Source organism: Bartonella sp. AA86SXKL (genome assembly GCF_042196885.1).
The window spans coordinates 337-612 of the sequence record NZ_JBHIRE010000480.1; the positions used below are offsets into that span (position 1 = coordinate 337).

Sequence of the window (276 nt, forward strand, 5' to 3'; positions counted from 1 at the left end):
GCGGTACTGTTGGGATGGCACGTTCACAAGATCCAGATTCCGCGAATTCTCAATTTTTCATTTGTTTTGACGATGCTCCTTTTTTAAATGGCCAGTATACGGTTATTGGGGAAGTCATAAAGGGGATGGATGTTGTTGATAAAATTAAAAAAGGGACTGCAAGTAATAATGGATCTGTAACAAATCCTGATGTTATTCATGCTGCTACCTTACAAATCGAGAGATAAACCAAAGGAGTTTTCCATATGGCTGAGAATAAAAATCTAGAGAATACTT

1 protein-coding gene is annotated in these 276 nt (G+C 37.3%); it reads left to right on the forward strand.

Annotated elements, in window-relative coordinates; genetic code table 11:
- Positions 1-227: peptidylprolyl isomerase (locus ACFIO5_RS12770; protein ID WP_375705604.1), on the forward strand; the 227-nt coding region annotated here is incomplete at its 5' end.
- Positions 228-276 lie beyond the last annotated feature (49 nt).